Origin of the sequence: Variovorax multivorans (assembly GCF_051216835.1) — a bacterium.
Lineage (GTDB): Bacteria > Pseudomonadota > Gammaproteobacteria > Burkholderiales > Burkholderiaceae_C > Variovorax.
The window spans coordinates 565,111-590,596 of record NZ_JBPJZL010000005.1 but is presented as its reverse complement, the minus strand read 5'-3'; the positions used below and the strand labels follow the sequence as shown (position 1 = coordinate 590,596).

23 protein-coding genes are annotated in these 25,486 nt (G+C 66.9%); 15 read left to right on the top strand and 8 right to left on the bottom strand.

Annotated features, from left to right (window positions below):
- Positions 1–99: 99 nt before the first annotated feature.
- Together ACSFCA_RS16125 and ACSFCA_RS16120 are read left to right on the top strand one after the other, a co-directional pair.
- Positions 100–906 (top strand): SDR family NAD(P)-dependent oxidoreductase, encoded by an 807-nt coding sequence (locus tag ACSFCA_RS16125; RefSeq protein WP_435460180.1) that lies wholly within the window; start codon positions 100–102, stop codon positions 904–906.
- Positions 907–995: 89 nt separating this feature from the next.
- Entirely contained in the window at positions 996–2,096 is a 1,101-nt protein-coding gene (locus ACSFCA_RS16120; RefSeq protein ID WP_435460179.1) for a BMP family ABC transporter substrate-binding protein, read from the top strand.
- On the opposite strand, the gene ACSFCA_RS16115 is transcribed toward ACSFCA_RS16120, so the two are convergent.
- Positions 2,093–2,974: a LysR family transcriptional regulator gene (locus ACSFCA_RS16115; RefSeq protein ID WP_435460178.1), complete on the bottom strand. Its 882-nt coding sequence runs from the start codon at positions 2,972–2,974 to the stop codon at positions 2,093–2,095. The two genes, ACSFCA_RS16120 and ACSFCA_RS16115, sit on opposite strands and share 4 nt — an antisense overlap.
- Positions 2,975–3,079: 105 nt before the next feature.
- Between ACSFCA_RS16115 and ACSFCA_RS16110 the strand changes: the two genes are divergently transcribed.
- From ACSFCA_RS16110 to ACSFCA_RS16085, 6 genes are all read left to right on the top strand, one after another.
- The gene (locus ACSFCA_RS16110; RefSeq protein WP_435460177.1) at positions 3,080–3,685 is read left to right on the top strand and encodes a short chain dehydrogenase; all 606 of its coding nucleotides are present in this window, start codon (positions 3,080–3,082) and stop codon (positions 3,683–3,685) included.
- Positions 3,682–4,665 (top strand): SMP-30/gluconolactonase/LRE family protein, encoded by a 984-nt coding sequence (locus tag ACSFCA_RS16105; protein ID WP_435460176.1) that lies wholly within the window; start codon positions 3,682–3,684, stop codon positions 4,663–4,665. Before ACSFCA_RS16110 ends, ACSFCA_RS16105 begins: the two co-directional genes overlap by 4 nt.
- A 76-nt stretch (positions 4,666–4,741) precedes the next feature.
- Positions 4,742–6,028, top strand: coding sequence for a guanine deaminase (gene guaD, locus ACSFCA_RS16100; RefSeq protein WP_435460175.1), 1,287 nt, complete (start codon positions 4,742–4,744; stop codon positions 6,026–6,028).
- 79 nt (positions 6,029–6,107) lie between these two features.
- On the top strand, positions 6,108–6,674 hold the full coding sequence (dcd, locus tag ACSFCA_RS16095) for a dCTP deaminase (RefSeq protein ID WP_093179585.1): 567 nt from the start codon (positions 6,108–6,110) through the stop codon (positions 6,672–6,674).
- A gap of 110 nt (positions 6,675–6,784) precedes the next feature.
- Positions 6,785–7,675, top strand: coding sequence for a KPN_02809 family neutral zinc metallopeptidase (gene ypfJ, locus ACSFCA_RS16090; protein ID WP_435460174.1), 891 nt, complete (start codon positions 6,785–6,787; stop codon positions 7,673–7,675).
- Between the two features lie 131 nt (positions 7,676–7,806).
- Positions 7,807–9,270 (top strand): DEAD/DEAH box helicase, encoded by a 1,464-nt coding sequence (locus ACSFCA_RS16085; protein WP_093080851.1) that lies wholly within the window; start codon positions 7,807–7,809, stop codon positions 9,268–9,270.
- A 35-nt stretch (positions 9,271–9,305) separates the two neighbouring features.
- Here the strand turns inward: ACSFCA_RS16085 and ACSFCA_RS16080 are convergent, their stop codons facing one another.
- The 5 genes from ACSFCA_RS16080 to ACSFCA_RS16060 form a co-directional block, all read right to left on the bottom strand.
- Positions 9,306–9,527 carry a hypothetical protein gene (locus tag ACSFCA_RS16080; protein WP_435460173.1) on the bottom strand — a complete coding sequence of 74 codons (222 nt, stop codon included), beginning with the start codon at positions 9,525–9,527 and terminating at the stop codon, positions 9,306–9,308.
- A 131-nt stretch (positions 9,528–9,658) separates the two neighbouring features.
- Positions 9,659–11,281 (bottom strand): rhodanese-related sulfurtransferase, encoded by a 1,623-nt coding sequence (locus ACSFCA_RS16075; RefSeq protein ID WP_435460172.1) that lies wholly within the window; start codon positions 11,279–11,281, stop codon positions 9,659–9,661.
- Entirely contained in the window at positions 11,278–11,880 is a 603-nt protein-coding gene (locus ACSFCA_RS16070) for a cysteine dioxygenase family protein (protein ID WP_435460171.1), read from the bottom strand. Before ACSFCA_RS16070 ends, ACSFCA_RS16075 begins: the two co-directional genes overlap by 4 nt.
- Positions 11,877–12,860: an ABC transporter substrate-binding protein gene (locus ACSFCA_RS16065; protein WP_435460170.1), complete on the bottom strand. Its 984-nt coding sequence runs from the start codon at positions 12,858–12,860 to the stop codon at positions 11,877–11,879. The genes ACSFCA_RS16070 and ACSFCA_RS16065 overlap by 4 nt, the downstream gene beginning before the upstream one ends.
- Complete coding sequence (locus ACSFCA_RS16060; RefSeq protein ID WP_435460169.1) at positions 12,857–14,101, bottom strand: acyl-CoA dehydrogenase family protein; 1,245 nt, start codon at positions 14,099–14,101, stop codon at positions 12,857–12,859. Before ACSFCA_RS16060 ends, ACSFCA_RS16065 begins: the two co-directional genes overlap by 4 nt.
- A 110-nt stretch (positions 14,102–14,211) precedes the next feature.
- Between ACSFCA_RS16060 and ACSFCA_RS16055 the strand changes: the two genes are divergently transcribed.
- Genes ACSFCA_RS16055 through ACSFCA_RS16035 form a run of 5 tightly spaced genes read left to right on the top strand, consistent with a single transcriptional unit; the run spans position 14,212 to position 19,187 of the window.
- On the top strand, positions 14,212–15,213 hold the full coding sequence (locus ACSFCA_RS16055; protein ID WP_258353630.1) for an ABC transporter substrate-binding protein: 1,002 nt from the start codon (positions 14,212–14,214) through the stop codon (positions 15,211–15,213).
- Between the two features lie 38 nt (positions 15,214–15,251).
- Positions 15,252–16,370 (top strand): LLM class flavin-dependent oxidoreductase, encoded by a 1,119-nt coding sequence (locus ACSFCA_RS16050; RefSeq protein ID WP_258353631.1) that lies wholly within the window; start codon positions 15,252–15,254, stop codon positions 16,368–16,370.
- A gap of 3 nt (positions 16,371–16,373) precedes the next feature.
- A complete protein-coding gene (locus tag ACSFCA_RS16045; RefSeq protein WP_435460168.1) occupies positions 16,374–17,198 on the top strand; it encodes a class II aldolase/adducin family protein in 825 nt (274 codons plus the stop codon).
- 10 nt (positions 17,199–17,208) lie between these two features.
- On the top strand, positions 17,209–18,210 hold the full coding sequence (locus tag ACSFCA_RS16040; RefSeq protein ID WP_258353632.1) for an ABC transporter substrate-binding protein: 1,002 nt from the start codon (positions 17,209–17,211) through the stop codon (positions 18,208–18,210).
- Between the two features lie 20 nt (positions 18,211–18,230).
- Positions 18,231–19,187, top strand: coding sequence for an ABC transporter substrate-binding protein (locus ACSFCA_RS16035; protein WP_177142479.1), 957 nt, complete (start codon positions 18,231–18,233; stop codon positions 19,185–19,187).
- On the opposite strand, the gene ACSFCA_RS16030 is transcribed toward ACSFCA_RS16035, so the two are convergent.
- On the bottom strand, positions 19,184–19,888 hold the full coding sequence (locus tag ACSFCA_RS16030; RefSeq protein ID WP_435460167.1) for a glycine-rich domain-containing protein: 705 nt from the start codon (positions 19,886–19,888) through the stop codon (positions 19,184–19,186). The two genes, ACSFCA_RS16035 and ACSFCA_RS16030, sit on opposite strands and share 4 nt — an antisense overlap.
- 72 nt (positions 19,889–19,960) lie before the next feature.
- Positions 19,961–23,281 (bottom strand): bifunctional diguanylate cyclase/phosphodiesterase, encoded by a 3,321-nt coding sequence (locus ACSFCA_RS16025; protein WP_435460166.1) that lies wholly within the window; start codon positions 23,279–23,281, stop codon positions 19,961–19,963.
- 471 nt (positions 23,282–23,752) lie between these two features.
- Between ACSFCA_RS16025 and ACSFCA_RS16020 the strand changes: the two genes are divergently transcribed.
- Both ACSFCA_RS16020 and ACSFCA_RS16015 read left to right on the top strand, forming a co-directional pair.
- Positions 23,753–24,457, top strand: coding sequence for a fumarylacetoacetate hydrolase family protein (locus ACSFCA_RS16020; protein ID WP_435460165.1), 705 nt, complete (start codon positions 23,753–23,755; stop codon positions 24,455–24,457).
- A 104-nt stretch (positions 24,458–24,561) separates the two neighbouring features.
- The gene (locus tag ACSFCA_RS16015; RefSeq protein ID WP_093179601.1) at positions 24,562–25,479 is read left to right on the top strand and encodes a helix-turn-helix transcriptional regulator; all 918 of its coding nucleotides are present in this window, start codon (positions 24,562–24,564) and stop codon (positions 25,477–25,479) included.
- The last annotated feature ends 7 nt before the right edge of the window (positions 25,480–25,486 follow it).

The window sequence follows — 25,486 nt, the reverse complement described above, 5'->3', positions numbered from 1 at the left end:
GGATGTCCTGAAAGGTGGCTTATATGACATTTACGCCATAGCCTTGTAGGAGGAGACTTCCACCACGGCCATAAACCCGTGGCGAAAAAAGGAAACTCCATGACTGCAACTTCAGCAACTCCCAAGGGCACAGCCCTCATCACCGGTGCCTCGTCGGGCATCGGCGCCGTGTACGCGGACCGCCTCGCGCGGCGCGGCTTCGACCTGATCCTGGTGGCGCGCAATCGCGAACGCCTCGAGGCGCTAGCCGCGAAGCTCGCGGGCGAGACCGGCCGCAAGGTCGACATCCTCCCCGCCGACTTGATAGACAAGAAGGACATCGCGCTCGTCGAGGCGGCGCTGCGCACCCGCAACGACATCACCATGCTGGTGAACAACGCCGGCGTAGGCGCCACCGCGCCGCTGCTCGCGTCGGACATCGACAAGATGGAAGAAATGATCGCGCTCAACGTGAACGTGCTCACGCGGCTCACCTACGCGGCCGTGCCCGGTTTTGTCGAGCGCGGCGCGGGCACGCTGGTGAACATTTCGTCCATCGTGGCGGTCTCGCCCGAGACGCTCAACGGCGTGTACGGCGGCAGCAAGGCCTTCGTGCTGGCGCTGAGCCAATCGCTGCAGCACGAGCTGAACGGCAAGGGCGTGCGCGTGCAGGCGGTGCTGCCGGGCGCGACGGCCACCGAGTTCTGGGGCATTGCCGGCCTGCCGGTGCAGCACCTGCCCAGCGAGATCGTGATGACCGCGCAAGACATGGTCGACGCGGCCCTCGCAGGGCTCGACCAGGGCGAGCAGGTCACGATTCCCGCGCTGCCCGACCTTGCCGAGTGGGATGCCTTCGATGCGGCGCGGCGTGCGATGTCGGGGCGGTTGTCCAGCACCGCGCCTGCGGCGCGCTACCGCGCCGCCTAGTCGGCTCGGGCATAAAATCCGCACCCCGCACCAGGGCGTCCCGGCCTGCTGCGGGGTTTTGCTTTTCCGGGGCCATGTAGAGGAACACCATGTACAAAAACCTCGCGGGCCGCGCCGTTCTGGCGCTGGCCGCCGCGTGCTTTTTATCTCCCGCCTTCTCGCAAACGCAGCAAGCCAAGGGTCCGCTGAAGATCGGCTTCGTCTACGTCACGCCCGTCACCGATGCCGGCTGGGTGCGCCAGCATGAAGAGGGCCGCAAGGCCGTCGATGCGGCGCTGGGCGACAAGGTCAATACCACCTACGTCGAGAACGTGGCCGAAGGCGCCGATGCCGAGCGCGTAATTCGCGACCTCGCGCAGCAGGGCAACACGCTCATCTTCACGCCGAGCTTCGGCTACATGGAGCCGACGCTGAAAGTGGCGAAGGACTTCCCCGAGGTGAAGTTCGAGTCGATCACCGGTTACAAGACCGCGCCCAACGTGGCGACCGCCAACGCGCGCTACTACGAGGGCCGCTACCTCGCGGGCATCGTGGCCGGCCGCATGACCAAGACGAACATCGCGGGCTACGTGGCGGGCTTTCCGATTCCTGAGGTGCTGCAGGGCATCAACGCCTTCACGCTCGGCATGCGCTCGGTGAACCCGGCCGCGAAGGTGCACGTGGTGTGGCTCAACGAGTGGTTCGACCCGCCGAAGGAGCGCGATGCGGCCATGGCGTTGTTCAACCAGAACGCCGACGTCGTCGCCTTCCACACAGGCTCCACCGCCGTAATGGCCGCGGCGCAGGAGCGCGGCAGGATGGCCATTGCCTACCACTCCGACATGCGCAAGATCGCGCCCGACGCGCAGATCGTCGCGGTCACGCACCAATGGGGTGGCTACTACACGCAGCGCGCGAAGGCCGTGCTCGACGGCAGCTGGAAGAGCGGCAACCTCTGGGGCGGCGTGAAGGAAGGAATGATCCGCGTCGGCGACTTCGGCACGAAGGTGCCCAAGGCCGTGCAGGACGAGGTGCTGGCGCGGCAGAAGGACATTGCGGCGGGCAAGCTGCAGCCGTTTCGTGCAGCTGCCGCTGACGTGCGCGACAACGAAGGCCACGTCGTGATCGCCAAGGGCGTGCAGCTGAGCGACGAGCAGGTCCTGAAGATGAACTGGCTGGTCGAGGGCGTGCAGGGGCGGGTTGGGCGTTAGCCCAGCCGCTCGACCACGAAGTCCACGAAGGTCCGCAGCTTCGCACTCGGCCGCGCTTCCGGCAGCCGCATGATGTGCACCTGCCGCGTGGGCAGTTCCCAGTCGGGCAGCAATCGCACCACCTGACCCGACGCCAGGGCGGGTCCGAGCAGCGCGTCGGCCTGCACGATCACGCCCACGCCGGCCATGGCCGCGGTCAGCAGCGCCTGGCCGTTGTTGGTGGTGAGCGGGCCGCGCACCGGCACGTGCACCGTCTCGCCCTTGCGCGTGAAGCGCCACGAATGGTTCGGCCCCCAGGTCGCGAAGCCCAGCAGCGGAAAGGCTTCCAGATCGGACGGGTGCTTCGGCTGCCCGTGGCGCGCGACCCATGCGGGGCTGGCCACGGCGTACATGCGCGCCAGCGCGAGCGGTCTTGCAATGAGCCGCTCGTCGACCGCAGCCCCCGAGCGGATGCCGCAGTCGAAGCCTTCTTCCGCGAGGTCGACCACGCGGTCGTTGAGGCTCAGGTCCACTTTCACCTGCGGATAGGCGGCGATGTAGTCGCCGATCACCGGTGTGAGCCGGTGCGCGCCGTAGGCCACGGGCGCAGTGACGCGCAGCACGCCCTGGGGCATGGCGCGTAGCGACTCGGCCACACCGTCGGCGGTGTGCACGCTGGCCAGCACGTCGCGGCAGCGCTCGAGGTAGGCGGCGCCTATCTCGGTGAGTGCGTGGCGGCGCGTGGTGCGCTCCAGCAGGCGGGCACCGAGCTGCTCTTCGAGCGCGCGTATGTGCTTGCCGACCATCACGGCAGACAGGTCGAGCGCCTCGGCGGCGGCCGCGAAGCTGCCCGCATCCACCGTGGCGACGAAGACCTCCATGGCGCGGAGCTTGTCCATATTGAGAATCCAGAGTTTCGAATGACAGAACCAGATGGCAATTTATCAAATCAACGGTTCGTAAAACAATCGCCGCTTGTTGATTCACTTTTGGCGAGGTTTTCCATGAAGGTTCTTGTTGTGGGCGCGACGGGCGCGATTGGCAGCGCAGTGGCTCAGACGCTGGCCGAGCGCGGTCACGAGGTGATTCGTGCAGGACGCACGCGCGGCGACCTCCAGGTCGACATCACGAGCGATGCCAGCGTTGAGGCGCTGTATGCGGCGGTAGGGCGCGTCGATGCCGTCGTGTCGGCGGCGGGCGGGCTGTTCTTCGGGCCGCTGAATGAAATGCGGCCGGCCGACTTCAACATCGGCCTGCAAGACAAGCTGCTCGGCCAGGTGCGGCTCGCGTTGCTCGGCCAGCACGTGCTGAATGACGGTGGTTCGATCACGCTGACCACGGGCGTCGCGGCCGCCGACCCGGTTCGCGGCGGAAGCAATGCGGCCGCCGTGAACTCGGCGGTCGAGGGCTTCGTATTGGGCGCGGCGATCGAGCTGCCACGCGGCCTGCGCATCAACGCGGTGAGCCCTACGTTGCTGACCGAATCGCTGGCGGCATATGGCGCGCTCTTCCCGGGCGTCGAAACCGTATCGGCCGCGCGCGTGGCGCTGGCTTATGTGCGCAGTGTCGAAGGACCGCTGACGGGGCGCGTGTTTCGCGTGTGGCAATGAGCAGCCACACACGGCTGGCCGGCGCGCTGCTCGCGCTCGCCACGACAGCAGCCACCGCCGCACCGCCTCTCGTGCAGGCGTTGCCCGAGGACTGGTATCCGGAAAGCGTTGCCATCGGCCCGGATGGCTCGTTCTATGTCGGCAGCTGGCGCGAGGGCGCGGTCGCGCGCCTGAAGCCGGGCGTCGCTCCGAAGGCCGAAGTGCTCGTGAAGCCTGGTGCCAACGGGCTTGCGAACGGGCAGGGCGTGTTGGTCGATGCGAAGCATCGGGCGCTTTGGGTCTGCTCGGGCAGCAGCGGCTTCACCACCGTGCCGCAGACGCCGAGCGCGCTCAAGCGCTACGACCTGGCCACGGGCGCGCCGCGCGCGAGCTATGCAATGCCCGACAGCGGCTACTGCAACGACCTCGCGCAGGACGCCCGCGGCAATCTCTACGTGACCGACTCCTACCACCCGCGCGTGCTGAGGCTCGCGCCAGGCGCCACCGCGCTCACTGTGTGGAAAGAAGACCCGGCGCTGGCCGGTCCGGGCCCCTACAAGGGCCTGAACGGCATCGCGATCGATGGCGGGCGCGATGTCTACGTGAGCCTCGTGGCGGCGGCTCCTTACGTGCTGCGCATCGGCTTGGGCGCCGACGGCAGCGCCAGCGAGGTCACGCGCATCGATGCACCGCGCGTGCTGAAGAACGTCGACGCAATCCGCGCCTGGAAGCCGGGCCGGCTCGTGCTGTTCGAGAGCAATGCCTTCGGCGAAGGCCCTTACGGCGGCCAGATCACAGTGGCGCGTGTCGACGGCATGAAGCTCGGCCTGCAGACGGTAGTGACAGGGCTCAACGACCCCTCGTCGGGCGCGGTGTGGGGCGATCGCGTCTACTTCATCGAATCGAAGTACGCGCTGCTGACAAAGCGCAAGGACGGCGACGGGCCCGTGCCGACCGGCGTGCCCTTCGACATTCAGTCGCGTGCGTTGCCGCCGCGGTGAGTGCGTTCCGCATATAGCACTCATATGCGCATGGAAATTGCGGTGCGGCGGGGCTGGATTACCCTCCGCACCCACGATGAAAAAAGCCTACCGCGCCTCCCTCCTGCGATTCGACGCCGCCGGCCAGCCCGTTTTCGATGAAGACGGCCTGCTGGTCGTGGCCCCCGACAGCACCGGCCGCCAACGCGTGCTTGATGCCGGCAGCCATGCCGCCGTCGCGCCGCGCCACCCCGGCGCCAATGTGACCCATCTGCCGGGGCGCATCCTCGCGCCGGGCTTCGTGGACATGCACATCCACTATCCGCAGACCGACATCATCGGTTCGCCCTCGCCGGGCCTGCTGCCCTGGCTCGAGAACTACACCTTCCCTGCCGAAAGCAAATTCGCAGACCCCGCGCATGCAAACGAAGTGGCCGACGTGTTCTTCGGCGAACTGCTGCGCAACGGCGTCACCACCTCGCTGACCTTCGCGACCTCGCATGTGGCCTCGGTCGATGCCTTCTTCGAAGGTGCGCAGCGCCGCGGCCTGCGCATGATCACAGGCAAGGTGCTGCAGGACCGCAATTCGCCCGACGGCGTGCGCGATGAAACCGAGCAGAGCCTGATCGACTCCGAGGCACTCATCCGCAAGTGGCACAACGTCGACCGGCTGGGCTATGCCATCACGCCGCGCTTTGCACCCGCGAGCACCGACGCCCAGATGCGCGGCGCGAGCGAGCTCGCCGCGAAGTACGCCGACACCTGGATCCAGTCGCACGTGGCGGAGAACCGCGACGAAGTGAGCTGGGTGCGCGAGCTGTACCCCAAGGCGCGCTCGTATCTCGACGTGTACGCCGGCTTCGGCCTGATGCGTGAGCGCGCCGTGTACGCCCACTGCATCTACCTCGACGACGCCGACCGCGCCCTGCTGCGCGAGACGAAGACGGCCGCGGCCGTGAGCCCCACGAGCAACCTGTTCCTCGGTAGCGGCTTCTTCGACTTCGGCGCGGCCGACCGCGTGGGCTATCCGTACGGCCTGGCCAGCGACGTGGGTGGCGGCACCAGCTTCAGCCCCTTCCACACCATGATGGCCGCCTACTACGTCGGCCGTGAAGGCCAGACCAAGACCGGCCTGAGCATCGCGCCTTCCGAGCTCTGGTGGCGCCACACCGGCGGCGCGGCGCGCGCGCTGGGGCTCGATGGCGTGGTCGGCAACCTGCAGCCGGGCTGCGAGGCCGACTTCCTGGTGCTCAACCCGGCGGCCACGCCGCTGCTGGCGCGCAAGACGAAGCTGGCGAACACGCTGGAAGAAATGCTCTTCGCCATGATCGTGCTGGGCGACGACCGGCTGGTCGAGCGCACGGTGATTTCGCAAGCGCTGTAGCACCCGGGGCGGCGGGGAGGGCAGTGGCGCATGCCACAATTCGCGCCATCTCCCCCCGCAGCAGCAGTAGCGACCGCATATGAGCATCAAGAGCGACAAATGGATCCGGCGCATGGCCGAAAACGAAGGAATGATCGAGCCCTTCGAGCCCGGTCAGGTGCGCGAGAGCGACGGCCACAAGATCATCAGCTACGGCACCTCGAGCTACGGCTACGACATCCGGTGCGCGCCTGAATTCAAGGTGTTCACCAACATCCACAGCACAGTGGTCGACCCGAAGAATTTCGACGAGAAGAGCTTCGTCGACATGCACGGCGACTACTGCATCATTCCGCCCAACAGCTTCGCGCTGGCGCGCACCGTCGAATATTTCCGCATCCCGCGCAACGTGCTCACCATCTGCCTCGGCAAGAGCACCTATGCGCGCTGCGGCATCATCGTCAACGTCACGCCCTTCGAACCCGAATGGGAAGGCTACGTGACGCTCGAATTCAGCAACACCACGCCTCTGCCCGCCAAGATCTACGCGGGCGAAGGCTGCGCGCAGGTGCTGTTCTTCGAGAGCGACGAGGTCTGCGAGACCAGCTACAAGGACCGCGGCGGCAAATACCAGGGCCAACGCGGCGTCACCCTGCCAAAAACCTGACGAAACACCGGGCCGTCTGCTGACGGCCAGTTACCCCGGAGGGCGCCGGGGCAAGTACCATCCTGCGACCGCCGGCAAATCCTCCTGCAATGGCCGGCAAGGAGACTGCGATGAGATGGGAAGGCAACGAACAATCGGACAACGTCGAAGACCGCCGCGGTGAAGGTGGCGGCGGTGGTGGGGGCGGCGGCTTCATCGGAGGCCGAAGCATCGGCATCGGCACCATCGCGGTCGCGCTGATCGCGGGCTGGGTCTTCGGCATCAACCCGCTTACGGTGCTGAGCCTGCTCAGCGGCGGCGGTGGTCCGGCCCCGGTGCAGCAACAGCAGCAGGGGCCTGCGCCCAAGCCACCGTCCGGCGACCGCGAGGCAGCTTTCGTCTCCACCGTGCTCAAGAACACCGAAGTGGTCTGGACGGGCATCTTCAAGCAGAACGGCGGCACGTATCACGCGCCCCGGCTCGTGCTGTTCCGCAATGCCACGCCCACGGCCTGCGGCACGGGGCAATCGGCCATGGGCCCGTTCTACTGCCCGGGCGACCAGAAGGTCTACATCGACCTTGGCTTCTACGACACGCTGAAGAACCAGCTCGGCGCGCCGGGCGAGTTTGCGCAGGCGTACGTCATTGCGCACGAGGTCGGCCATCACGTGCAGGACGAGCTCGGCATCACCGCCAAGGTCGACGGCATGCGCAACCGCCTGAGCCAGACGCAGAACAACGCAATGAGCGTGCGCGTCGAGCTGCAGGCCGACTGCTTCGCGGGCGTGTGGGCCCACCATTCGCAGGAGTCGAAGAAGTGGCTCGATCCGGGCGACATCGAGGCCGCCATGAACGCCGCGCAGAAGATCGGCGACGACGCATTGCAGCGTTCCGCAGGCCGTGCAGTGGTGCCCGACAGCTTCACCCACGGCTCGAGCGCGCAGCGCCAACGGTGGTTCGGCGCGGGTTATCAAAGCGGCGATATCAAGTCTTGCGACACCTTCAATGCGCGTAGCCTCTGAGTTGCATCGTCTTGAAGGGCTTGTTGGTGCTGGATTGGTTGCTATCTAATAAATAGCAATTCCGCTGGCGCGGGCGTTGTCATGCCGCCGTCACTGCCGTTTTTTGCGGCAATGCGACAATAGCGGGCTCAATGACAAGCTCCTTCTCCAATCTATCGCTGGCGGAACCGCTGGCGCGCGCCGTAGCCGAAATGGGCTACGAGACCATGACACCGATCCAGGAGCAGGCCATTCCGGTCGTGCTCGCGGGCCAGGATGTGATGGGCGCCGCCCAGACCGGCACCGGCAAGACGGCGGCGTTTTCGCTCCCGCTGCTGCAGCGCATGCTCAAGCATGAAAACGCCTCGACCTCGCCCGCGCGGCATCCGGTCCGGGCCCTCGTGCTGCTGCCCACGCGCGAACTGGCCGACCAGGTCGCGCAGCAGGTCAAGCTGTACGCCAAGTACACCAACCTGCGCAGCACGGTGGTGTTCGGCGGCATCGACATGAAGCCGCAGACGCTGGAGTTGAAGAAGGGCGTCGAAGTGCTGGTCGCCACGCCGGGCCGTCTGCTCGATCACATCGAAGCCAAGAACGCGGTGCTCAACCAGGTCGAATACGTCGTGCTCGACGAAGCCGACCGCATGCTCGACATCGGCTTTCTGCCTGACCTGCAGCGCATCCTGAGCTACCTGCCCAAGCAGCGCACCACGTTGCTGTTCTCGGCCACGTTCTCGCCCGAAATCAAGCGACTGGCCGGCAGCTACCTGCAGAACCCCGTCACCATCGAAGTGGCTCGGCCGAACGAAACGGCTTCCACCGTCGAGCAGCACTTCTACAGCGTGGCCGACGACGACAAGCGCCGCGCGCTCAAGCAGATCGTGCAGCAGCGCGGCATCACGCAGGCTTTCGTGTTCGTCAACAGCAAGCTCGGCTGCGCGCGCCTCGCACGCTCGCTGGAGCGCGATGGCCTGCGTACCACCGCACTGCATGGCGACAAGAGCCAGGACGAACGCCTGAAGGCGCTCGCTTCGTTCAAGGCCGGCGAAGTCGACCTGCTCGTGTGCACCGACGTCGCGGCCCGTGGCCTCGACATCAAGGACGTGCCCGCGGTCTTCAACTTCGACATTCCGTTCAACGCCGAAGACTACGTGCACCGCATCGGCCGCACGGGCCGTGCCGGCGCTTCGGGTCTGGCCGTGAGCTTTGCCAGCGGCGGCAACGATGCGCGCCTGGTGGCCGACATCGAGAAACTGATCAAGAAGAAGATCGAGCTCGAACCCGTCGAGTTCGAAGAAGACCGCCCGCGCGGCCGCATCAACGACGGACGCCGTCACTGGCGCGAAGAAGGCGAAGCCGGCGACGCACGCGATGTGCTCGACCAGCCGCGCGAACGCCGCGAGGCCGAAGCCCGCCGCGGCGGTGGCCGACCGCATCGCGCACCGTCGGCGCCGCGCGATCCGTTCTTCGACAAGCCTTACGAAGCTGGCGAGCCCGATGCCACGCCGGCATGGGAAGCCGCCGCCAAGGCCGCGACGCCCGCACGCGGCATCTCCAGCAACATCAAGACCAAGCGCAAGGTCGCGGCGCTGTTCAAGAGCGCCGAGCCGAGCTGATCCAGGCGAATAGAGGCGGCATCAGCCGCCTCGGTTCAGCGCCAGCCGCGGTGCCAGCCGTACTGCGGGTGGTGCCAGCCCCAGCCGTAGCGCGGGTGGTAGGCCCACACGAAGCCGACACCGGGCGACACATACGTGGGTGCCACATAGGCCACGCCCGGAGGCGCCGAATACACGGGGGCTGCCGGCGCAACCACGCAGCCGGTCAGGGTAGCTGCCAGTGCGGCAGCGGACAAGGCAAGAACAGGGAATCTCATGATGGCGAAGCTCCTGGGATGAGTTGTTGTCGGTATGAACAACCAACGTCCCGTGGCATCGCCGGATGACGGCCTTTACCCAGCCTACACAGTGTCACCACCGTGTTGTCATCCTTTCAAAACGCTTGCATTTAGATCACGTTGAAATGATGTGTGCCGTCGCGCCCTAGCTGCGCCACCAGGCCGAACTCCCAATCGAGGTAAGCCTGCATCGCTTCGGCAGGCGCATCGGTGCCTTCGTACGGCCGGCGGTAGCGGTCGGTGCGCGCAGTTGCAAGGCGCGTCTCGCCGGTCTCCGCATCGAGGCCTGCGGCGAACCATGCCGCGTTGCCACCGGTCAGCACCAGCACTTCGACATCGCCCTTGCCGCGCGCATCGAGCAGCGAGCGCAGGTCGGCTGCGGCATATCGGGCGAGCAGGCTGCTGCCGCAGGTCAGCACGTAGCGCTGGGCCGGTGGAATGACAGCATCGATGGCCTGCGCCAGCTGAGCGCGAATCGCATACCAGGCACCGGGAATGTGGCGCTTCACATAGTTGGCGCTCGTCGTCACGTCGATCACCGCGGTGCCGGGTTGCTTCAGCAACGCCGCCAGTTCCTTCGGTGCGAGCTCGCCCACAACGGCCGCAACCGGCGGGTATAAGCTCGGCGGTGCCGAGGTCTCGACGAAGTCCGCAGCCGTTGGCACGAGCTCCGGCACATGAACCTCCCACCCCATCTGCGCAAGCCACGACGCGCTCATCGATGCCCGCACGCCGTCGTCATCGGCCAGCACGATGCGCGCGCCGCGCACGGGCACCTGGTGATCGGTTTCCTGCACCAGCTGCCCACCGGGCGCGCTGGCAAAGCCGGGCAGGTGGCCCGCCGCATATTCCTCGGGCGTGCGCACGTCGAAGCGGTACACGGTGCGCCCCGGTGCTTCGAGTGTCTGCAGAGCGTCAAGCGCGATGCGGCGCACGCCAGCCAGATCGGCCACGCGTTTTGCATCGGCCTGCGCCCGTGCGCGATGTGCCTGCGACACCGCAGCGGGCGCCTGCCGATCGGCACCATGGTCCAACACCTGCCCCGCGAGCTTCCACCCTATCGTGCCGTTGCGCAGCGCAGCCACCGGGTTCGGAATGCCCGCGTTCACCAGCGACTGCGTACCGATGATGCTTCGCGTGCGTCCCGCGCAATTCACGATCACCTGCGTTGAAGGATCGGGTGCCAGCTCGCGCACCCGCAGCACCAGTTCCGCGCCCGGCACGCTGGTGGCCGAGGGAATGCTCATCGTCTGGTATTCGTCGAAGCGGCGCGCGTCGAGCACCACCACGTTGGCCTTCGCATCGACCAGCGCCTTCACCTCGGGCGCGGACAGCGAAGGCGTGTGCCGCTCATGCTCGACCAGCTCGCCGAAGGACTTGCTCGGCACGTTCACGTCGCGGAACAGTTCACCGCCCGCGCGGCGCCAGCCTTCGAGGCCGCCTTCGAGCAGATGCACGTTCGTGTAGCCCAGCGCGGCCAGCGTGTTCGCGGCGAGCGGCGCAAGGTCGACGCCGCCGTGCTCGCCATACAGCACGATCAGCGTGTCACGCCGCGGAATACGCCGCCACGCCTCTATCTCGATGCGCGACAGCGGCAGGTTCGCGGCCCACAGCGGATGCTCCTGTGCGAACGGGTCTTCCTCGCGCACGTCGAGCAGGGCGGTTTCGTCGCGGGCGATGAGGCGCTCGCGCACGGCGGCAAATGAAAGAACGGGAAAGGAGGCAGTCGTCATACGGTGTTCGAGGATGCGAGTTCAGCGGAGCGATCCCACAGATTGGGCAGCAGCGCGTTGGAGTATCCGGAGACGAAGGGCTTGCGGCCACCCTCCGTCGGGTAAGTATGCCGCCGCACGGCGCCGATGTTCGCGCCGTACACGTGGATGCTGATCGACACGCGGTCCGCATGCGCGTTGTGCACGCGGTGCAGGTCGCCGATGGTGGGCGACACGGCTTCCACGTCGCCAGCGTCGAGCCGCACCGCCTCGCCCTGCGACTGCGCATTGCCCTGCGCATCGAGCGCATAGCCCTGGCTGTACTCCGCGCCGCGCAGCATGCCGATCAGCCCCCACACCGTGTGGTCGTGCACCGGCGTGGCCTGCCCCGGCCCCCACACGAAGCTCACGACCGAGAAGCGCTCGGTGCTGTCCGCGTGCAGCAGAAATTGCCGATAGCGCACGGGGTCGGGCTGGGCAAAGGCCTCTGGCAGCCAGTCGTCGCGTGCCACCAGCGTGCGCAGCAATGCGCCACCTTCGGAAAGAATGCGGGGCTCGTCGGGCGCGCGGTCGAGCAGCCGGCCGAAAGCGCCGACGAATTCGCGCAGCGGCGCGATCACGCCGGGCGCTTCCAGACGCTGGTGTCGGTAATCGCGCGCACGTCCACCCGCACCGGCAGGATGCCGTCGCGCGCCGAGCGGTCGGCCACGGCCTGCAGCGCGACGATGTCGGCTTCGCTCACCGGCCGGCCAGCCACCGAAGCCCGTGCGGTGATGATGCGCGCGGACTCGATCGGCAGCCGCGTGAGCTGGCTGTAGGCCTGTGCGTAGGCCTCGGGGTTGGCCAACGCCCAGTCGCCCGCACGGCCGAGCCGGTCGAGAAACTGCACGATGGCCGCGCGCCTGGCCCGGTCGGCCAGCGAATGCTCGCTCGCGGTGATGAAGCCCAGGGCAGTGTTGATGCCGCGCCCGTCGCGCAGGATGCGACCGCCTTGCTGCAGCGCAATCGCGTAGTACGGATCGAAGATGGCCCACGCGTCGATCTGCTTCGACGCGAAGGCGGCGGCCGCGTCGGTCGGCAGCACGAACTTCACCGTGACCTCTTCGCGCCGCACGCCGGCCTCTTCGAGCGCGCCGTACAGCTGGTACTGCGAGATGCTGCCGCGCGCCGACGACACGATCACCGTCTTGCCGCGCAGGTCCGCCACGCTGCGCAGCGGCGAATCGGCCTGCACCACGATGCCCAGCGAATCGGCCTTGCCGACGCGCGTGGCGACGATCTTCAGCGGTGTCTTGCCCACGGCTGCGGCCAGCACGGGCAGGTCGCCGGCCATGGCTGTGTCGACCGCCGCGCTGCGCTGCGCCTCGAACAACGGCGCCGCCCCCTGGAAGTTGGCCCAGCGGTAGGCGAACGGCGCGCCTTCGAGCGTGCGCGAGGCCTCGAAGAGCGAGCGCAGGCCACCGGCCTGGTCGCCGAGCACCAGCGTTGTTTGCTGCGGCTGTGCCCACACACGCAGCGAGCCAGCAGCGGCAAGCGAGAGCGCGGCGCCTTGCTTCAGCCAGCTGCGGCGCGAAGCCTTGGAAAACAGCAGATCGGTCATGCGGCGGCTCCCGACGACAGCAGCGCGCGCTTGCCCGCGGCCACCAGGATTGCGTCGTTCTGCGGCGTATGGATGCGGCTGCACAGCACGTCGCGGTAGTGCCGCTCCAGCGGGTTCTGCCGCGTAAGGCCGTGGTTGCCGCTGAGCTGCAACGCCAACTCGACTGCGCGGATCGCGTTGCCCGTCACTGTGTACTTGAGCAGGCCGCTGTCGGCGGCCGGTTGCGCATGGCCGCTGTCGACGGCGGCGGTCGCATCGTCGAGCAGCACGCGGTTTGTTCGCAGTAGCGCTTCGATCTCGCCGACATGCTCCTGCACGCGCGGCAAGCTGGCCAGCGGCGCGCCCAGGCTGCCGGGCGCGCGCTGGTTCAGGAAGCCGACCAGCCAGTCGCGCGCGGCCGTGGCCACGGCGTCGTAGAGGCTGCCGAGCAGCACCGTCATCCACGCCTGCTGCGTGGCGTGGGCGTCGATGTCGGTCTGGCTGCCCGCATCGGGCGCCCAGTCGGCCGGCACGCGCAGGTCCACCGCGTGATCGAGGTCGATGGCGACGTCTTCGAACACCACCTCGTGGCTGCCCGAGGCGCGCAGGCCCAGATGGTCCCAGCTCGCGATCACGCGCACGCCGGGCGCGTTGCGCGGCACCAGGAACACGCCGGTGCGCGGCGTGGTTTCATCAGCCTCATCGGTACGAGCCCACACGGCGAGCCAGCTCAGGCCCTCGATGCCGGTGGTGTAGAGCTTGTGACCGTCGATCTTCCAGCCGTTGCCGTCGCGCCGCGCGACCGTGCCGGGCAGGCCGCCACGGGCCGGCGAGCCTAGCGCGGGCTCCACGCGCAGGGCGTTGATCAGCGCGCCGTTTGCGACCGCATCCCGCGCCACGCGTTCGCGCAGATGCGGTGGCCAGCGGCTGTCGGTGCGCGTCAATGCGTGGTGCTGCAGATAGGTCATCGTGAGGATCAGCGCCGTGGCCGGCTCGCCCCGCGCCACGGCCGAGATCACGCGCCGCGCTGTCGCCAGCGTGGCACCGCCGCCGCCATGCTCGGCGGGAGCGACCAGCCCGATGAGCCCGTGCGCCTGCAGCGCCTCGAAGTTCTCGCGCGGAAAGGCGCCGCTGCGGTCGTGGTCGGCCGCGGTGGTGGCGAACTGGGCCGACAGGCGCGCCAGCACGGCGGCATCGACGGTGGAAGGCGGGGAGGGGTGTTCAGGCGTGGCCGACGTGCGGCGCAAGGGGAGTGCACTCATGGTTCCCGCACGGTACCGGGCCGCCCGCAGCCCGAAAACGACGCATCCCGCATATGCAAACTCGTTTTTCTGCGTTCGCTTCCGTGGAGCGTCTGGTTACGGTTCGGTGCATGAAACCAGACTTTCCTTTGGACCGGCGCCGCCTGTTGCAAGCCGCTGCCGCGCTGGCCACGGCCGGCACGGCAGGCTGGGCGCAGGCCGCCACCCCCTCGCGCGACCTGTCCGGCGTCACGCTGCGAGTGGGCACCTACAAGGGCCTCTGGCGCCCGCTGCTCGCTGCTTCGGGCCAGGCCAACACACCTTACAAGATCGACTGGCGCGAGCTCAACAACGGCGTGCTGCACATCGAGGCCATCAACGGCGACGCGCTCGACCTGGGCTCGGGCAGCGAGATTCCGCCCGTGTTCGCGGCGCGGCAGAAGTCCAGCGTGAAGCTGGTGGCCGTTACGCACGAAGACCTGAACAACCAGGCCACGCTGGCGCGCAAGGACGCACCCATTCGCTCCATCGCCGACTTCAAGGGCAAGCGCGTGGGCTACGTGCGCGCCACCACTTCGCACTACTACCTGGCCAAGCAGTTGGCCGAGGTGGGGCTGTCGTTCAGCGACATCCAGGCCGTGAGCCTCACCCCGTCGGATGGCCTCTCGGCCTTCGCGCGCGGCGACCTCGATGCCTGGGCCATCTACGGCTACAACGGCCAACTGGCGCGCACGCAGTACGGCGCGCGTGTCATCAAGACCGGCGTGGGGTATCTATCGGGCAACTTCCCGATCTACGCCAACCCGCGCGCGCTTGACGACGCGTTGCGCCGCGCCGCACTGAGCGACCTGCTGCAGCGCCTGCAACGCTCGTTCGCGTGGATCAACGGCAACTTCCTGGCCTATGCCCGCGCGCAGTCGGCCGAAACGCGCGTGCCCGTCGGCGACATCGTCGAGCTCTTCAACGGCCGCAGTGGCGATTACAGCCTTGGCCCCGTCAGCGATGCCGTGGTGCGCAGCCACCAGGACGTGGCCGACACCTTCCTGAAGATCGGCGTGCTCGACGGCCCGGCCGACGTCAAGCCGCTGTGGGACCGCAGCTTCGAGAACGCGCTGCGCCTGCCCGCTGCCTGACATCCACCTCCTATTCATATTCAAACAAGGACAACACCATGAGCCAGCAACACCAAGACGGCGTCGAATTCATCGGCATGATCCAGGGCCAGAAGGTCTCGGAGATCCACGCGGCCAAGGGCCCCTCGCTCGACCGCGACTATGTGCGCGCCTTCGCGCAGGCCCACGAAACGGCCGGCTTCGACCGCGTGCTGGTGCCGCACCACTCCACCAGCCCCGACGCCACGCTCACGGTGGCCTACGCCGCCTCGGTGACCGAGCGCATCCACTTCATGCTCGCGCACCGTCCCGGCTTCGTGGCACCCACGCTGGCGGCGCGGCAGTTCGCTTCGCTCGACCAGTTCAGCGGCGGCCGGCTCGGCGTGCACTACATCTCGGGCGGCTCCGACGAAGAGCAGCGCCGCGACGGCGACTGGCTCGACCACGACCAGCGCTACGCCCGCACCGACGAATACCTCGAAGTGCTGCACAAGGTGTGGACGGCCGAGAAGCCCTTCGACCACGAAGGCGCGCACTACCGCTTCCAGAACGCGTTCTCCGAAGTGAAGCCGCTGCAGACGCGCAATGGCAAGCCGCACGTTCCGGTGTATTTCGGCGGGGCTTCCGAGGCTGCGATTCCGGTCGCTGGCAAGTACGCCGACGTGTATGCACTGTGGGGCGAATCGCTCGACCAGGCGCGCGAGCTGACCACACGCGTGCGTGCCGAAGCGGCCAGGCACGGGCGCAGCGTGCGTTTCTCGGTGTCGTTCCGGCCGATCGTGGCGGAGACCGAAGAGGCCGCATGGGCGCGCGCCGAGAACATCCTGGCGGAGACCAAGCGTCTGCGCGTGGTGCAGGGCTACAACCGCGGCGGTCCGCAGCAGAGCGAAGGCGCCAAGCGCCTGCTGGCCGCGGCCGAGAAGGGCTCGCGGCTCGACAAGCGGCTGTGGACCGCTGTCGCGCAGGAAATCGGCGGCCGCTCGAACAGCACCGCGCTGGTCGGCACGCCCGAGCAGGTGGCCGACGCACTGCTCGACTACTACGACCTGGGCGTGACGACCTTCCTGATCCGCGGCTTCGACCCGCTGGAAGACGCGCTGGACTACGGGCGCGAGCTGATCCCGCGTACGCGCGAGCTGGTGGCACAACGCGTGCAAGCACAACGCAAGGCGGCCTGAGTCATGAGCGCCGTTCTCTCCATCGACCGCAACGCGCCCCAGCCGCTGAAGCTCAACCCGAATCCGCAGCAGAAGTACTGGTTCGACCCCATCCCGCCGCGCGCCACCGTGCAGGCCGAGCGCCGCCACCGGCAGGAGCGCCTGGCCGGTGCCTTCCGCCTGTTCGCGCGCTTCGGCTTTGCGCAGGGCCTGGCTGGTCACATCACGGCGCGCGACCCTGAGCTCACCGACCACTTCTGGGTCAACCCGCTGGGCATTCATTTCTCGCGCATCAAGGTGTCCGACCTGCTGCTCGTCAATTCGAAGGGCGAGACTGTCATCGGCGACAGGCCGCTCAACAAGGCCGCCTTTGCCATTCACGCCGCCATTCACGAGCACAACCCGAAGATCATTGCCGCCGCCCATACGCACTCGACCTACGGCAAGGCCTGGTCAACGCTGGGCCGCAAGCTCGACACCATCACGCAGGACAGCTGCGTGTTCCACGAAGACGTGGCGCTGTTCGACGACTTCACCGGCATGGTGGTCGACACCAGCGAGGGCGACCGCATCGCCCACGCGCTGGGCGACAAGAAGGGCGCCATCCTCAAGAACCACGGCATCCTGACCGCAGGCCCCACGGTGGAGGCCGCCGCGTGGTGGTACATCGCGCTCGACAACGCCTGCCACACGCAACTGCTGGCAGAAGCCGCCGGCAAGCCGCAGCCCATCGACGAGGCCACCGCACGCCACACGCACAGCCAGATCGGCGGGCCTGAGGGCGCCATCCATTCCTTCGACAGCCTCTATGAAGGCCTGGTCGAAGCCGAGCCCGAACTGCTGCTGTAACGCGACGACGATGACCCCAACTCTTTCCCGCCGCAGCGTGCTGCGCGCCGGCGGTGCCGCCGCCGTGGTCGCCTCGGGCGGCCTGATCGCCTCGCAGGCCTTCTCGCAGCAGGCGCGCAAGCTCACCTTCGCCTGGAACGCAGCAGCCTTCTGCCTCTCGCCCGTGGTGGTGGCGCAGGAGCGCGGCTACTTCGAGCGCAACGGCCTGCAGGTCGACCTCATCAACTACACCGGCTCCACCGACCAGTTGCTGGAGTCGCTGGCTACCGCCAAGGCCGATGCGGCCGTGGGCATGATCCACCGCTGGCTCAAGCCGCTCGAATCGGGCTTCGACGTGAAGATCGTCGGCAGCTCGCACGGCGGCTGCGTGCGGCTGGTGGGCGCGAAGAGCGCGGGCGTGACCAATCTCGCGAGCCTCAAGGGCAAGACCATCGGCGTGTCCGACATCGCGAGCCCGGGCAAGAACTTCTTCTCGATCCTGCTCACGAAGAACGGTATCGACGCCGACAAGGACGTCACCTGGCGCCAGTACCCGGCCGACCTGCTCGACATCGCGGTGAAGAAGGGCGAGATCCAGGCCATTGCCGACGGCGACCCCAACATCTACCTGATCGAGAAGCGCAACCAGGGCGCCTACGTCGAGGTGGCGAGCAACCTCTCGGGCGAATACAAGGACAAGGTCTGCTGCATCGTCGGCGCGCGCGGCGAGCTCGTGCGCAAAGACAAGGCGACCGTCGCCTCGCTGGTGCGCGCCATTGCGCAAGCCTCCGACTACGTGGCAGAGAACCCGAACGAATCCGCCAAGCTCTTCGCCAAGTACTCGCCCAACGTTGCGGTGGAAGATCTGCGCGCCTTGCTCGGCACGCTCACGCACAACCACCATCCGCTCGGCCGCAACCTGCGCGACGAAGTCGAGTTCTATGCGCGCGACTTCCGTGGCGTGGGCGTGCTCAAGAAGAGCACGGACCCGGTGCGTTTCGCCGAGCATGTTTCTTTCGATCCGCTGGCATGAAGCCCGGCATCAGCAAACCTATGACCCACAGTTCACGCCGCCAGTTTCTCGTTCAAGGCACCACCGCCGCTGCCGCCATCGCATTGCCCGGCTGGGCGTCCGCGCAGGGCCGCCCGGTGCTCAAGGCCGGCGACCAGAAGGGTGGCCTGCGCGCGCTGCTCGAAGCGGCGGGCGGGCTCGAAGGCCTGGGTTACGACATCCAGTGGTCGGAGTTCCCGGCCGCTGCGCCGTTGGCCGAGGCGCTCAATGCTGCTGCGGTCGATTCCGGCCCCATCGGCGATGCGCCGTTGATCTTCGCGCTGGCCGCCGGCACACGCGTGAAAGCCATCGGCGCGAACCGCTCCGACTCCTATGGCACGGCAGTGCTCGTGCGGCCCGATTCACCGCTGAAGACCGCTGCCGACCTCAAGGGGAAAAGCGTCGCGACCAATCGCGGCTCCATCGGTCACTACATCACGCTCAAGGCCATCACTGCGGCCGGCCTCAAGCCCGAGGACGTGAACCTGCGCTTCCTTGCGCCGGCCGATGCCAAGCTCGCGCTCACGCAGGGCTCCGTCGATGCCTGGGCCACATGGGAGCCCTACACCGCACTGGCCGAGGTCAGCCACCATGCGCGCGTGCTGGTCAGTGGGCGAGGGTTGCTGCCGGGCCTGAGCTACCTCGCGGCGACCGACAGCGCCATCGCGGCCAAGCGGCCGGTGCTGCAAGACTTCCTGCAGCGCGTGGTGAAGGCCCAGATCTGGTCATACCGCAACGTCGACGCCTACTCGGCCGCGCTGGCGCGCATCATCGGCATTCCGCCCGAGGCGGCGAAGCTGCAGTTCGAACGCCGCCAGCAGAAGTGGGTGCCCATCGACGCGCAGGTCATCGCCGATCAGCAGGGCACCGCAGACTTCTACCGGCAGGTCGGGCTCATCAAGCAGCCGCTTGATGTGAAGGGCACTTTCGACACGGGCTTCGGGGTGGCGGCTGGCTAGTGATGCCCAGGCGCGCCGGCCTTCACCGAGTGCTCTGCCGCGGAGGCGGTAACGGCCGCGGTGCCCGTTTCGAGCGAACACCATGCTGCCGAAGGTTTGCCTGCTTCCAGCGAACACCACGCTGCTGCAGGTTTACCTGCCTCGAGCGAACACCACGCTGCTGAAGCCTTGCCCGTCTCGAGCGAACACCATGCTGCCGAAGGTTTGCCGACCTCCGCCGAACACCATGCTGCTGCAGGCTTGCCCGCCTCAAGCGAGCACCATGCGGCCACATCCTTGGCCGCCTCGTGTCGGGACGCGGGCGTAGGCTCGCCGAATTCCTCGACAGTCAGGCGTTGCATCTCCAGGAAGGCCGCCTGCAGCGCCTGGGCATCTTCCTCGCCGCGCAGGCCGAGGTACGGAAAGTGGTGCAGGAAATAGCCGAAAGTGGTTTCGCAATCAGCTGCGTACTTTCTCGTGTCGAGGATGTGCATGTGCCAGAAGCGGTCGACGTCCTGCTCTGGAGCGAGCGTCAGGTCGGGATGCTTGGCGTGCAGTATCAAGTAGCGCTTGTAGGCCACTTCCATCTGATCCGCGTAGCCTGCCGACCAGCCGTAGCCGTCCTCCTTGCGGCAGGCCTTGAACTTGATCGGTGTGAGGTCGAGCGCATTGATCGCGATGATCGTCTGCTCCAGTGTCTTGCCTTGAGTGGAATGAACCATGAATGCTCCTGTTGAGTTGCTGGAAGGTCCGAGCGAACGTGCCCGGTGAAGATTGCTCCGAAGGCTCGGCCGTCAGACCACTACCGATGGGGCAAATTGGTTGCGCAGGTGACGCGCCATGAAATCGCGCGCCTCGTCGGCGGGTACGGGCTTGCACAGCCAATAGCCCTGGGCCTCGTCGCATCCGTGGCTGCGCAGGTAGTCGAGCTGGGCTGTGGTCTCGATGCCCTCGGCCACCACCTTCATCCGCAACCCGTGGGCCAGGGTGATGATTCCGTCGATGAGCGCTCGTGCGTCGGGGTCTTGCGAAAGGTCGTTGATGAAGGAGCGGTCGATCTTGACCGTCGACAGCGGGAAGTGCTTCAAGTAGGAGAGCGAGGAATAGCCCGTTCCGAAATCGTCGATGGCGAGCCTGACGCCCATGTCCCGAATCGTGCGGAGCAATTTCGCCGCATGCTCGGGGTTCGCCATCACCGCGCCTTCGGTGATTTCCAGTTCCAGCAGCGATGGCTCCAGGCCCGAGACTTCCAGGACGGCCCGTATGTCGGCGATGAGCGTGCGGCTTTCGAATTGGCGCGGCGACAGATTGACGCTCACCAGCACCGCGGGCAAACCGTATTTCTGCCACGAACACGAATCGGCGCAGGCCCTCTCCAGCGCCCACTTGCCCATCGACACGATCAAGCCGATCTCTTCGGCGATCGGAATGAACTGCATCGGCGGAATCATGCCCAGAGCCGGATGGTGCCAGCGCATCAGCGCCTCGACGCCGACGATGCGCTGGGTCTGCAGATCCATCTTCGGCTGGTAATACATTTCCAGCTCGCCACGTTCCAGGGCATGGCGCAGCGCGCTTTCGAGCATCAGCTGTTCGGTACTCTGCGCGTTCATCTTCGCTGCGTAGAACCGGTAGGTGTTGCGGCCTTTTTCCTTGGCGCGGTACATCGCCGTGTCGGCATTTTTCAGGAGCGCTTCGGCATCCGCGCCGTTCTCCGGATAGACGCTCACGCCAACGCTTGCGCTGACGTGCAGTTCGCGCCCCTCGATCACGAAAGGCTCGGCGCAACAGGCCAGCACCTTTTCGGCGAGCACCTCGGCATCTTTCGGGCCGGACAGGTTCTCCAGCACCAGCACGAACTCATCGCCGCCAAAACGCGCCACGACGTCGGTATCGCGCAGCAGCGCCGTGAAGCGCTCGCCGCAGATCTTGATCATCTCGTCGCCCACGCCGTGGCCCAGCGTGTCGTTGATGTGCTTGAAGCGATCCAGGTCGACGAACATCACCGCGAACTGCCTCTGATGGCGGTTGCTGCGCCTGATGGCACGGGCAAGCTCGTGCTGCAGCGCGGCGCGATTGAGCAACCCGGTCAATTCGTCGTGGCTGGCGATGAAGCGAAGACTCCGCTCGGCCCGCTTGCGTTGCTTGTACTGGGCGATCTGCAAGGCGATCACACGCAGCGACTCAAGCGTCTCCGTGTCGGCAACGTACGGATTGCAGCCAAAGAGTTCCAGCGCAGTGGTCGCATCGGAGGCGACCATCGGCACGATGAGGCCAACGGTCAGCCCGGCCTGGCGAGCCATCGCATCGCGCGTGAAATGGCCCGGAGCCGCCAGCGTGTCGATTCGCACGACGCCGCCGATCCCCCAGGCGCGGCCCAGCGAACCTTCGTTGGGCCGGTAGGTGAGCGACCGGCTGGCGCTGACGAATTGCTGCACCGCCGGGTCGTTGTCGGCATGCCAGGCCGCGGCACAGCGAGCCAGGCCGTCGTCGCCAACGCTCCACAACGCGCCGCAGTCCCAGCGCAGATCGGTGCATACCGCCTCCAGCGCCAGTGCAATCACCGTCTCGGTCCTGCCGTCGCCGGCAAGCAGCCGGGCGATCTTGTACTCGAGCTTCTGGCGCAACGCATCCTTGCGCGGCTGCGTGGCGTCGCGCACGGTGCCGCGCACCAGTCTCCTGCCTTCATCGTCGGCCGACTGCACGATGACGTGGAGCCAGCGTTCGGTGCCATCGGGCAGGCACAGACGATGCTCGAATTCGCTGCGTTCCGTGGACCGGGAGGCCATTGCGATGCGCTGTTCGACCGCGAAACGCTCTGCGGGCGGAATGCGCAAGAGCAGCGTTGGCAGGTCCGGCGGCAAGGGGCCCGCCTCGAAGCCCAGGATGCGCCGGGCTTCTTCGGAGCATTGCAGGGCTCCGGTTTCAGGATCGAGGATCCAGCTGCCCAGGCTTGCCAGATGCTGGGCCTCCTCCAGCTGCCGTTCGCTCCTGCGCAGGTGGCTGGTCATCCTGTTCGCCAGGACCTGGGCCCGGCTGCGTGCGGTGGTCAACGAAAAGACGATGCCCGCAAGCAGCATGCTGGTGGCCAGGCCACCGAGGACGATGAACCACGGGATGGCCTTGTCGAGCGGGCCGAGGACCTGGTTTTCATCCTGTCTGACCTCCACAAGCCAGGAGTGGCCACCCAACTCGAAGCCGAGCATGCGCTCGAGGCTGTGCGCCGGTGCGGCAGCGGGCTTCGCCAGGGCCGCGCTGTCGAACAGCAATTGCCGCTCGCCGAATGGGGTTGGCGTTACAAATCTGGTTTCGATACGGGTCCCGATCGCCGCCTTACCCGGCCCGGCACCGATCAGGCGCAACCGGAACGTCCTCGCGGCGTCGGCACCGACCACATCGCTCAGCATCCCCGCGATGCTGAAGCCCGCGCCAACCGAACCGATGTAGGCAGTGCGCCGCTGCTCGAGCGTATCGAGCGGTTGTCTCGGGCGATAGACCGGCAGCCGCATCGCCAATCCAATGTCGGACTCGCGACCCGGGATGCGGACCTTGCGGCCGGACATGACGAGCCCGCCGGTGTCGCGCCCCTGCTCGAGCGCGTCTCCTCTGTTGGGCATCGCGCCCAGGTCATTGCCGAGCAGCTTCTCGTTGCCGCCCTGCGGTTCGACGTAGATCAGCGGGTAGTAGGTGTCTCGCCCACCTGGCGGCTTGATGGCGAAGCTGGAGGCAACGCCGGCGTCGAGGCTGGCATCACCGCGGACTCGTTCCTCGAAGGCGTGCTTGTCGTTGGCCGCGATGCGGGGCGCATAGTTGACGGCCTGGAAACCGGGGTAGGCGCTCGCCAGGTTCAGCCCCGCGACGTAGTCCCTGAAATCGCTTCGCGTCACGGCCTCGGAGGTGTTGAATCGCGCACGCAGGCCGATCAGGACGGCAATGTAGTCGTCGAAGCGGGCTTCGACCTTGCGTGCCAGATCGAAGGCGGTTGCGTCGAAGCGCGCCTGGGCACTGCGCCCGATCTCCTGGTGGGCGGAGACACCGAGGGCGATCGACAGTGCCGTGCCGGCCACGAAAATTACCAGCGGCAAGCGAATCCTGACCCAGACGGACACTGACATCGGATTTGATCCTGTCGTTGGTACAGGCCGGTTAGCTCTGTGTGCGGCGATGCGGCACGGCAGAGAACGCAGCAAGTTGCTTCGTTGCCGCAATATATATGGCTGGCGAGAGAGCGTCACGCAATTCGTTACAACAATATCAGGACATGCTCTGGACGGCTTGCTCCGAATCAGAATGCTTAAGTTTTAGTTCGAACAAATGCGGAGCCGGCATTCGGGGAAGAGAGAGCGGCTCTTCCGGCAACCGACTGGAAGCAATGTTGAGCGCCGCCGCACCGGGCGGTGTTGAGATGGATCAAGCGCCGCTTCAACCTGTCGATTGGGAGCGCGGTGGTTGATCGCCCGGCGCAACGACGACGCTTCCTGTGCTCGCGCCCCGAAACAGAAGCGCCAAAACGAAAACGTAGCCAAGTCCAAGACTCGCATAGATGCGTCCCCCGGAAGCGGGGCGCCGCTCGCTAGAGTTGTTACATGATTTCTGCTACCGACACCCTCTACGCCATCGCACCCGCGCCCGTTCACTCCCTGCCCATCCAGGGCGAACGCGCGCGCTTCCCGGTCAACCGCATCTTCTGCGTGGGTCGCAACTATTCAGAACACGCCCGCGAAATGGGCCACAACCCCGACCGCGAGCCGCCGTTCTTCTTCATGAAGCCGGCCAGCGCCATCGTGGCCGACGGCGGCGAGTTCGCCTACCCGACGCTCTCGAACGACGTGCACCACGAGATCGAACTGGTGGTCGCGCTCAAGACCGGCGGATCGAACATCGCCGCTGCCGATGCGCTCAGTCACGTGTACGGCTATGCCGTCGGCCTCGACATGACCCGCCGCGACCTGCAGGGCGAGGCCAAGAAGATGGGCCGCCCCTGGGACACCGGCAAGGCCTTCGACGGCTCCGCGCCCTGCGGCGAACTGGTGCCCGTGGCCAAGGCCGGCTACCCGGCTACCGGCGAGATCCGCCTCGAAGTGAATGGCGCGCAACGCCAGGTCGGCGACCTCGCCGACATGATCTGGAACGTGCCCGACACCATCGCCTACCTGTCGACCCTGTTCACGCTGCAGCCTGGCGACCTGATCTTCACGGGCACACCGGCCGGAGTGGCGGCCGTGCAGCGCGGCGACCGCATGCGCGGCACGGTGGCGGGCGTCGGCGCACTGGAAGTCGTGGTCGTCTGAGCCTGAAGACAGTCCGCGCATCGGACCTGCCGGGCCTGGCCGCCTCGCGTGGCCGCAAGTTGGCGTACCCTCGCGGGCAGACGCCTGCCGCCACGCCTGTTCCGATGCGCCCCTCTCCCTCCACGTCCGTTCGCACCTATGGCATGCACGAGCGTGCCGACCACCTCGACTTCGACATCCGCTTCCAGGGTGCGCGCAACGAACTCACGCTGCCGCACCGGCATGCGTACTTCCAGATCCAGATCGGCATCGAGGGCAGCTCGCAGCAGGCCATCGGCGGCGAGGTGCGTCCCTTCGGGCCGCGCCACCTGAGCTTCGTACTGCCGTACCGGGTGCACGTGATTCCGCATCCGCCCGAGGCGCTGTACTGCATCGTCAACTTCGACCAGCGTTTTCTGTGGCCCGAGCTCGAGGTCGATGCGCTCGACCTCGACGACGTGTCGCTCGCGCGCTACCCCGACCTCGCGCCCTTCCTGTTCCAGGAGTACGTCGACTTCGCCTTCGACGACGCCGACTTCGCGCGCATCCGCGGCTGGCTCGACGAGCTGCATGCATTGAACGCGGGCCGCAACTTCGGCGCCAAGATCGCGATGCGCGGCATCGTGCAGCAGATCATCGGACTGGCCTGCATGCGGCAGGAGCAGGCGCTGATGCGCCTTTCACTCCAGCACAACGGCAAGACATCGCAGCGCGACGCGTTGCAGCGCGTGGTGCGCTACGTGCGCGACAACCTCGACAAGCCGCTGTCGCTGACCGATGCGGCCGCCGCTGCGTTCCTCTCGCCCAACTACCTCGCCAACCTGCTGCGCAAGGAAACCGACCGCACCTTCACCGACCTTGTGACCGAGCGGCGCATCGAGCGGGCGAAGGAACTGCTGTCGTCCACCTCGCTGCTGGTGCGGGAGATTGCGCACCAGTGCGGCTTTACCGACGAGGCGTATTTCAACCGGCGCTTTCGTCAGTGGGTGGGGAGTACGCCGCGCAACTTCCGGCGCGACCACGTGGTGAATACGCGCGGGTAGTTTCCTT